This is a genomic window from Paenibacillus curdlanolyticus YK9 (genome assembly GCF_000179615.1).
Taxonomy (GTDB): domain Bacteria; phylum Bacillota; class Bacilli; order Paenibacillales; family Paenibacillaceae; genus Paenibacillus_T; species Paenibacillus_T curdlanolyticus.
Window position 1 is genome coordinate 461,271 of record NZ_AEDD01000004.1, and the last position, 8,253, is coordinate 469,523.

Sequence of the window (8,253 nt, forward strand, 5' to 3'; positions counted from 1 at the left end):
CAGTCAATAGAAAAAAAGCCTCGAATCGAAAAATATTTCGATTAAAGGCTTCATGCCATTATTACCCTATACCCAACCTTTTCGCCGCTTCAACGATGTGATATGCGCCACATGATGCTGGCCATGCCAAGCATACATGGCTGTCGCTTCAAGCAAGGTCATCGCCCGGCCATGCTCGGGGTGGACGAATGCGCGGTCAAACTGCTCCGGCTCCAGCCGCTCCAAAAAATAGTGCCAACGCTCATGCAGCGCCTCCACAAGCCGCAGCGAGAGGCCAATCGGCGCCCTCGCGCCATCGGACAGCTCCGCCCAAAGCTCCTCCGCGTAAGGCTTGATCGTCGGACGATCCTCCGTGACCGCCAGCTTAAACCTTGTGTAGGAATTCATATGGCTATCTGCGATATGATGCACCACTTGGCGCAGCGTCCAGCCGCCCTCTCGATAAGGCGTATCGAGCTGGCTGTCCTCCAGCTCCCGCACGGCATTCCTCAGCTGCTCGGGCAGCTTGCCAATCTCCGCAATCCATTGCTTCAGCTGCTCTGATGTAATCGTGTCTGGCGCCGAAAACCGCCCGATCGGAAAACGCAGCAGTTCCAGCTCCTTCTCTTGCTCGCTCATCTTACCCCTCCATTCCATTAAAAAGGCACCGCAAGAACAAGTCCTTGCAGCGCCTCTTATCCGATCATAGGTGAAGCTTATTTGTTCGCAGGCTCCGCCTGATCAGCCGCTTCCGGTTCCGCACTGGAACGATGAACGACGAGCGCACCATCCTTCTCATCGATCAGGAGCGTATCGCCTTTCGTGATCGTTCCCATCAGCAGATCCTCGGACAGACGGTCCTCGATATGCTTCTGGATAGCGCGGCGCAGCGGACGCGCTCCGTATTGCGGGTCGAACCCTTCCTTCGCAAGGAAGTTTTTCGCCGCTTCCGTAAGCGAGAAGTCCACTTCCTGCTCTTTGAGGCGTTTACGCAGCTCCTCGGACATTAGCGTCACGATTTGCGCGATATGTTCTTGCTCCAGCGAATGGAACACGATCGTCTCATCGATCCGGTTCAAGAACTCTGGACGGAAGCTCTTTTTCAGCTCGCCCATTACTTTATCTTTCATTTGGATAAATTCGCGACCCGAATCTTGCACGGCAGTGAAGCCAAGCGTCGAATTCCGTTTGATTTGATCCGCGCCAACGTTCGACGTCATGATGATCAGCGTATTGCGGAAGTCTACAACGCGGCCTTTGGAGTCCGTAAGACGGCCATCCTCCAGCACTTGCAGCAGAATGTTGAACACTTCCGGATGTGCTTTCTCAATCTCGTCGAGCAATACGACCGAGTACGGCTTGCGGCGTACTTTCTCAGTCAATTGGCCGCCCTCTTCATAACCGACATACCCTGGAGGCGCTCCGACCAGACGAGATGTCGAATGCTTCTCCATGTACTCCGACATATCGATACGGATCACGGCATTTTCATCACCGAAAATGGATTCAGCAAGCGCGCGAGCCAGCTCGGTTTTACCTACGCCCGTAGGGCCTAAGAAGATGAACGAGCCGATTGGGCGCTTCGGATCTTTCAGGCCTGCACGAGCACGGCGAATTGCGCGGGATACCGCTTTTACCGCATCGGTTTGGCCAATGACGCGATCATGCAAAATTTCTTCCATTTTGAGCAAACGCTGTGTCTCTTCCTCCGCCAGCTTGCTAACCGGCACGCCGGTCCAGCTTGCAACAACCTGTGCGATATCCTCAGGCGTTACCTCGGAATCGGTGCGTCCTTGCTTCTCTTTCCATTGGTTGCGCGTAATGTCCAGCTCTTCACGCAGCTTTTGCTCCGTGTCGCGCAGGGCAGCTGCTTTCTCGAACTCTTGAGATTGTACGGCGGAGTCCTTCTCCTTGCGGATATCCTCCAGGCGATTCTCAAGCAACTTCAGATTAGGCGGTACCGTATACGTTTTGAGCCTTACCTTGGAGGAGGCCTCATCGATCAAATCGATGGCTTTATCCGGCAAGAACCGATCCGTAATATAACGGTCAGACAGCTTAACCGCTTGCTCGATCGCTTCGTCCGTAATTTTCACGCGATGATGCGCTTCGTAACGGTCACGCAGGCCGTGTAGGATTTGGATCGCTTCCTCTGGCGACGGCTGGTCAACCGTAATCGGTTGGAACCGGCGCTCAAGCGCTGCATCCTTCTCGATATATTTGCGATATTCGTCCAGCGTCGTTGCGCCGATGCACTGCAGCTCGCCCCTAGCAAGGGACGGCTTCAGAATGTTGGAAGCATCGATGGCCCCTTCTGCTCCGCCTGCGCCAATCAAGGTGTGCAGCTCGTCGATGAACAGGATGATGTTGTTCGCTTGGCGAATTTCGTCCATAATTTTTTTCAGTCGGTCCTCGAACTCGCCGCGGTACTTGGTACCGGCAACAACCGAGCCCATATCGAGCGTCATGACGCGTTTGTCGCGCAGCGTCTCAGGAATTTCGCCTGCAATGATTTTCTGCGCGAGCCCTTCCGCAATTGCCGTTTTACCAACGCCCGGCTCGCCGATCAATACAGGGTTATTCTTCGTCCGACGGCTCAGCACCTGAATGACGCGCTCGATTTCTTTGCTCCGGCCGATAACCGGATCGAGGTTGCCTTCACGTGCGAATGCCGTCAAATCGCGTGCCAAGCCATCAAGCGTTGGCGTGCTGACATTCGCTGGCGCGCCATGGCTGCTGGATACCGCTTCGCTGCTGCCCAGCAGCTGAAGCACTTGCTGGCGAGCTTTGTTCAGGCTGATGCCCAAATTGTTGAGCACGCGTGCGGCTACGCCTTCACCTTCGCGAATCAATCCGAGCAAAATGTGCTCCGTGCCCACATACGTATGTCCGAGCTTGCGCGCTTCGTCCATCGACAGCTCGATAACTTTCTTCGCGCGCGGCGTATAGGCAATATTCGTCGGCTGCTCTTGGCCGCGGCCGATGAGCGCTTCGACTTCATCTTGAATTTTTTCCAATCCGAGGCCAAGCCCGATGAGCGCCTTCGCCGCAATGCCTTCTCCTTCTCGAATAAGGCCAAGCAGGATATGCTCCGTACCAATGTTGTTATGTCCTAACCGTACTGCTTCCTCCTGCGCCAACGCCAATACCTTCTGTGCACGTTCCGTGAATCTTCCGAACATCATAGCGATACACCCCCATGAATGATTTACGATTGGTTACGTTAATTGCTTACGAATGAGCTCCGCTCTTCGGATGTCCCTTGCCTCCGGGCTTAATGGCTCGCCGAATACCTGTTGAAGGAATCCTGGCTGCATAAGCACCATCAGCTCGTTCATGACCTGCGAGGTGACCCCGCCAATCATGCCTAGATCAATGCCGAGGCGAATATCCGATATTCGCTGCGCCGCTTCCTTCGAGTCCATGATCCGAGCTTGCGACAGTACGCCATAAGAACGTAAAACCCGATCCTCAATTCGGATGCTGGACTCCGTCATTAATCGCTGCCTCGCCGCTTTCTCATGCTCGATGATTTGCTGGGCTACGCTATACAGATTATCGATAATTTCAGCCTCAGATTGACCGAGCGTAATCTGATTCGAAATTTGAAACAAATTGCCGAGCGATTCGCTGCCTTCCCCATACATCCCTCTAACGGCCAAGCCGACCTGCGTAACCGCCGATAAAATCCGGTTAATTTGCTGCGTCAGCACCAGCGCTGGGAGATGCATCATAACAGACGCCCGTATTCCTGTTCCTACATTTGTCGGGCAGCTTGTTAGGAAGCCCCTTCGTTCATCAAAAGCGTAATCCGCTTCCTCTTCAAAAATATCGTCAATGCGGCTAGCCAAAGTCCATGCCTCTCGGATTTGGAAACCCGGATATAGACATTGAATGCGCAGATGGTCTTCCTCGTTAATCATGATGCTTACCGATTCCTCATCGCTTAGGATGACGGCGCCATTACGCGATTCGTTCGCCAGATTCGGACTGATCAAATGCTTCTCGACCAGCACCCTTCGTTCCAGCTCGCTTAGTTCTGCCAGCTTGTAGGTTTCAAAGGAACCTTGCTCGCTTAGCTTCCCGCTGCTGGCAACCTCCGTCAGTTGATTCATCACTTCCAGCGACTGCTGACTGGAAGCCAGCATCGGAAACGGATGGGTTCGCAGGTTGCGGGCGATACGGATTCGGCTGCTAATGACGATCTCCGATTCGGGCCCTTGCCCTTTCATCCAATCGCTAAGCGGCTGCTCAGCGAAACGTCTCTTCGACAAAAGTGATTCTCCTCCTTCCGCGATTACAGCCCTTCCGCTTTCCGCTCCAGCTCTCGGATACGGTCCCGGAGTTCAGCTGCTGCCTCGAATTCCTCTTGGTCGATGCGGGTGATGAGCTCTCGACGAAGCCGATCGATTTCTCGCTTCGTCTGAATAACGCCGCCAGATCGTTTGGGAATTTTGCCGACATGAACCGTATTGCCATGTACACGTTTGAACAATGGATCCAGCTTGCTCTCGAAGCTTTGGTAGCAGGAGCTGCAGCCGAATCGGCCCAGCTTGCTAAACTGCGGATACGTTAAGCCGCAAACTTCGCAGCGCATCGTTTCTTGTATTGCCCCTGGTCCAGTTCGCTCAAAATCGAGCAAACCCGACAATAAACTATGAATGGAAAATCCGTTCGGCGAACCGGGGATCATTTCCCCTTTATCGCGTGCACAGGATTCACAGATGTGAAATTCGTTTTTCTCTCCATTCACAATTTTCGTAAAATGAAGCGTTGCCGGCTTCTTGCCGCATTCCTGACATAACAAGCCGCCATTCCTCCTTTATCAGTGGTTGAGTGCCCCACCGCGACCTTCGTATCCGGCCGACTACTTAGATAGCAGAGCAATTAGCATTGCCTTCAAGATTCGGGCCCGCACCTCATCACGCAGCGGCAGCTTCAATGCCAGCGCTTCGCGGGACATCGCCGCTTTGAGCATCTGCGCTTCCCTCTTCGTTACGACCTCCGCTTCCTCCAGCTGATAGATAAGCCCTTCTGCCGCTCCTTGATCCACGCCTTCACCAATGACGCCCAATAGGAATGGCGTAATTGATTTTAGAGCGGGAAGCTCTGCTCGCTGAATGCGAATGTAACCTCCGCCTCCGCGTTTGCTTTCCACCAGATAGCCCTTCTCCAGCGTAAACCTTGTGCTAATCACATAGTTGATCTGGGAAGGAACACAGGAGAAACGATCTGCAAGATCATTACGTTGAATCTCTACAGCGCCTTCGTTGCTATCCTGCAGCATTTGTTTCAAATATTGCTCGATGAGATCGGAAATGTTTCGCATGCACCAACCTCCCTCATGATGCGCACTACTCGTTGAGTCAAGCGTTTCTTGGCATGCAGCTAGCCAAAGCTTCGTCTTCCGGCGTTATGTGCAGCGCCGTCATCAGGTTGCAGAGAGGGCTGCGAACCGTCTCTGTTGACTTTGACTTTCTTTGACTTTAACTTCATTATACGATTTTTCAAACCAAGGTCAAGAGGTCTGCAGCAAATTAGTCAAAATTATCTGACTTTTACCTCCTATTGTTTTTGAACCCCTCTTTTATTAGAGTGGGACGTACTAATGCGGTTTATACCTAGGGTCGTAACTGTTTTTCAAATCAAACAAGGCGCCTCCTTATCCGCTGCGATAAGAAAACGCCTTGATTATTTGCAGTTTAACTATTCACATGTGAATAAAATGAATCATCAAAAGAAATCATACAGAAACGTCTGGGCAATGGGGATAATTCGCTCTAAATGTTGAATAGCTGAAGCTTTGCCCGTCAATCTGCCTACCTGATGCAATCTTGTCGGTCGTTTGTATCCCAAAAGCATCGCCGTTAGCGTCTGAATATCGCATTGCAATTGATTTTCCGCATCTGTTTGTGGATGAGCTGTAGACAAACGCTGAACTTCCGCGCGCCCATCTGCCTCTACTCGAATGGCAAAGGTACCTTCATTCCACAGAGCATGAGGATCCGTCAACTGAATTGTCCACTCATGTGCACAGCCTGTGGACGTAAACGTGTATTGACTAATGAAAGCTTCTGCATCCACAATTCTCGCCATAAAGTACGGGATTAACTCTTGTTGAATACGAGGATTATCAAGCAAGTAAGGCAAATCATCATCTGACGGCGCCCACACAACGGTTTCCTTCGCCATCGAATCGTGATTGGATAAAAACGTCCACAACGTACGTCTTGCCTCTTCGTTCCAATACACCAACTCATTTACCGTCATCTTCATGTCCTTCACATCGTACAACACATAGCCTTGCGCTTCCCCATTTTCCGCTCTATATAGGGCAACTTGTCCTTTTTTCCGTACAAAAATGCGGTTTGTCCACCATTCCCTTGATCGAGACAGCGTACCATTATAACGTGCAGCATACGGCTCGTACACAGCAGCCAGTAGATCAGGATCAGGTACTGTTAAACGCTCAATTGTGCCGCTTGTAAGCTGCCTACGGGGCATAAGCGCGGACGGGATCATATATTTCCGATATTCCGTGTATAACTCCCATCCAAACCTGCGATAAAAAGAAAACTCAAACGGATGAAGCATCGAAATGGTCTGCCCCGCCTGCCGCATCGTCTCAAGTGAATGACACAGCAGCTGACTTACAAGTCCTTGACGACGGTATTCCGGCCATGTCGAGACGCCAGCCAATCCTCCCATCGCAAATTTTTTGCCATTGATGTATACACTCAGCGGCAACAAGGTAAGCTGTGCGAGCAGCTTATCCTCTTCAAATGCCCCCCATTTCTCCTCAGGGTGAAACTGTGAGCGACGCGTAGCGCGCTCCTCATTCGTCATAGACATTTGAAACGCAAAAGATGATAGATCTAAGCTATCCTCATAATGCTCTTCTGTAACTGTTCGAATAATCATCTGTTAACCGCCTTTCCTAAGAAAAAGTCAATTGACGATTACATAAACATATACAAAAAGCCGCCCGTTGTAAACAACGGGCGGCTTTCCGTGCTTGGCATCTTCCTACTCTCCCAGGACCCTGCGGTCCAAGTACCATCGGCGTTGGAGGACTTAACGGTCGTGTTCGGGATGGGTACGCGTGGAACCCCTCCGCCATCGACACCAAACGTGCAATCGCTCAGACTAGCTGCTGCGACGCGTGCTGAAGGTTACACCTTCAAAACTGGATGCGAATGATGAATCCTTAGCTTAGTCTTGCTCACGAAGTTTGCTTCTCATACAAGAAGCTATAGGATAAGCCCTCGACCTATTAGTACTCGTCAGCTGCACGCATTGCTGCGCTTCCACCTCGAGCCTATCAACCTGGTCGTCTTCCAGGGGTCTTACATACTGGGAAATCTCATCTTGAGGGGGGCTTCGCGCTTAGATGCTTTCAGCGCTTATCCCGTCCGCACTTGGCTACCCAGCGATGCTCCTGGCGGAACAACTGGTACACCAGCGGTGCGTCCATCCCGGTCCTCTCGTACTAAGGACAGCTCCTCTCAAATTTCCTACGCCCACGACAGATAGGGACCGAACTGTCTCACGACGTTCTGAACCCAGCTCGCGTACCGCTTTAATGGGCGAACAGCCCAACCCTTGGGACCTACTTCAGCCCCAGGATGCGATGAGCCGACATCGAGGTGCCAAACCTCCCCGTCGATGTGGACTCTTGGGGGAGATAAGCCTGTTATCCCCAGGGTAGCTTTTATCCGTTGAGCGATGGCCCTTCCATTCGGTACCACCGGATCACTAAGCCCGACTTTCGTCCCTGCTCGACTTGTTGGTCTCGCAGTCAAGCTCCCTTATGCCTTTGCACTCTCCGAATGATTTCCAACCATTCTGAGGGAACCTTTGGGCGCCTCCGTTACATTTTAGGAGGCGACCGCCCCAGTCAAACTGCCCACCTGACACGGTCCCCCTACCGGCTTCACGGTAGTGGGTTAGAACTCCGATACGATCAGGGTGGTATCCCAACGGCGCCTCCACCCAAGCTGGCGCTCAGGCTTCCTAGGCTCCCACCTATCCTGTACAGATCGTACCAAAGTCCAATATCAAGCTGCAGTAAAGCTCCATGGGGTCTTTCCGTCTTGTCGCGGGTAACCTGCATCTTCACAGGTATTAAAATTTCACCGGATCTCTCGTTGAGACAGCGCCCAAGTCGTTACGCCATTCGTGCGGGTCAGAATTTACCTGACAAGGAATTTCGCTACCTTAGGACCGTTATAGTTACGGCCGCCGTTTACTGGGGCTTCGGTTCATAGCTTCGCC

6 protein-coding genes and 2 rRNA genes (1 of these 8 cut by a window edge) are annotated in these 8,253 nt (G+C 52.1%); all 8 read right to left on the bottom strand.

Annotated features, from left to right (window positions below):
- Positions 1-66: 66 nt before the first annotated feature.
- Positions 67-618, bottom strand: coding sequence for a YfiT family bacillithiol transferase (locus tag PAECUDRAFT_RS10005; protein ID WP_006038002.1), 552 nt, complete (start codon positions 616-618; stop codon positions 67-69).
- A gap of 77 nt (positions 619-695) precedes the next feature.
- Positions 696-3,164, bottom strand: coding sequence for an ATP-dependent protease ATP-binding subunit ClpC (clpC, locus tag PAECUDRAFT_RS10010; RefSeq protein WP_006038003.1), 2,469 nt, complete (start codon positions 3,162-3,164; stop codon positions 696-698).
- A 33-nt stretch (positions 3,165-3,197) separates the two neighbouring features.
- Complete coding sequence (locus PAECUDRAFT_RS10015) at positions 3,198-4,253, bottom strand: protein arginine kinase (RefSeq protein WP_006038004.1); 1,056 nt, start codon at positions 4,251-4,253, stop codon at positions 3,198-3,200.
- A gap of 23 nt (positions 4,254-4,276) precedes the next feature.
- Positions 4,277-4,786: a UvrB/UvrC motif-containing protein gene (locus PAECUDRAFT_RS10020; protein WP_006038005.1), complete on the bottom strand. Its 510-nt coding sequence runs from the start codon at positions 4,784-4,786 to the stop codon at positions 4,277-4,279.
- A gap of 60 nt (positions 4,787-4,846) precedes the next feature.
- Entirely contained in the window at positions 4,847-5,308 is a 462-nt protein-coding gene (locus PAECUDRAFT_RS10025) for a CtsR family transcriptional regulator (RefSeq protein WP_006038006.1), read from the bottom strand.
- Between the two features lie 404 nt (positions 5,309-5,712).
- Complete coding sequence (locus tag PAECUDRAFT_RS10030) at positions 5,713-6,900, bottom strand: GNAT family N-acetyltransferase (protein ID WP_006038007.1); 1,188 nt, start codon at positions 6,898-6,900, stop codon at positions 5,713-5,715.
- A 92-nt stretch (positions 6,901-6,992) separates the two neighbouring features.
- Positions 6,993-7,109 (bottom strand): 5S ribosomal RNA (gene rrf, locus PAECUDRAFT_RS10035).
- A gap of 123 nt (positions 7,110-7,232) precedes the next feature.
- A 23S ribosomal RNA gene (locus PAECUDRAFT_RS10040) occupies positions 7,233-8,253 on the bottom strand; it runs 1,910 nt beyond the window's last position.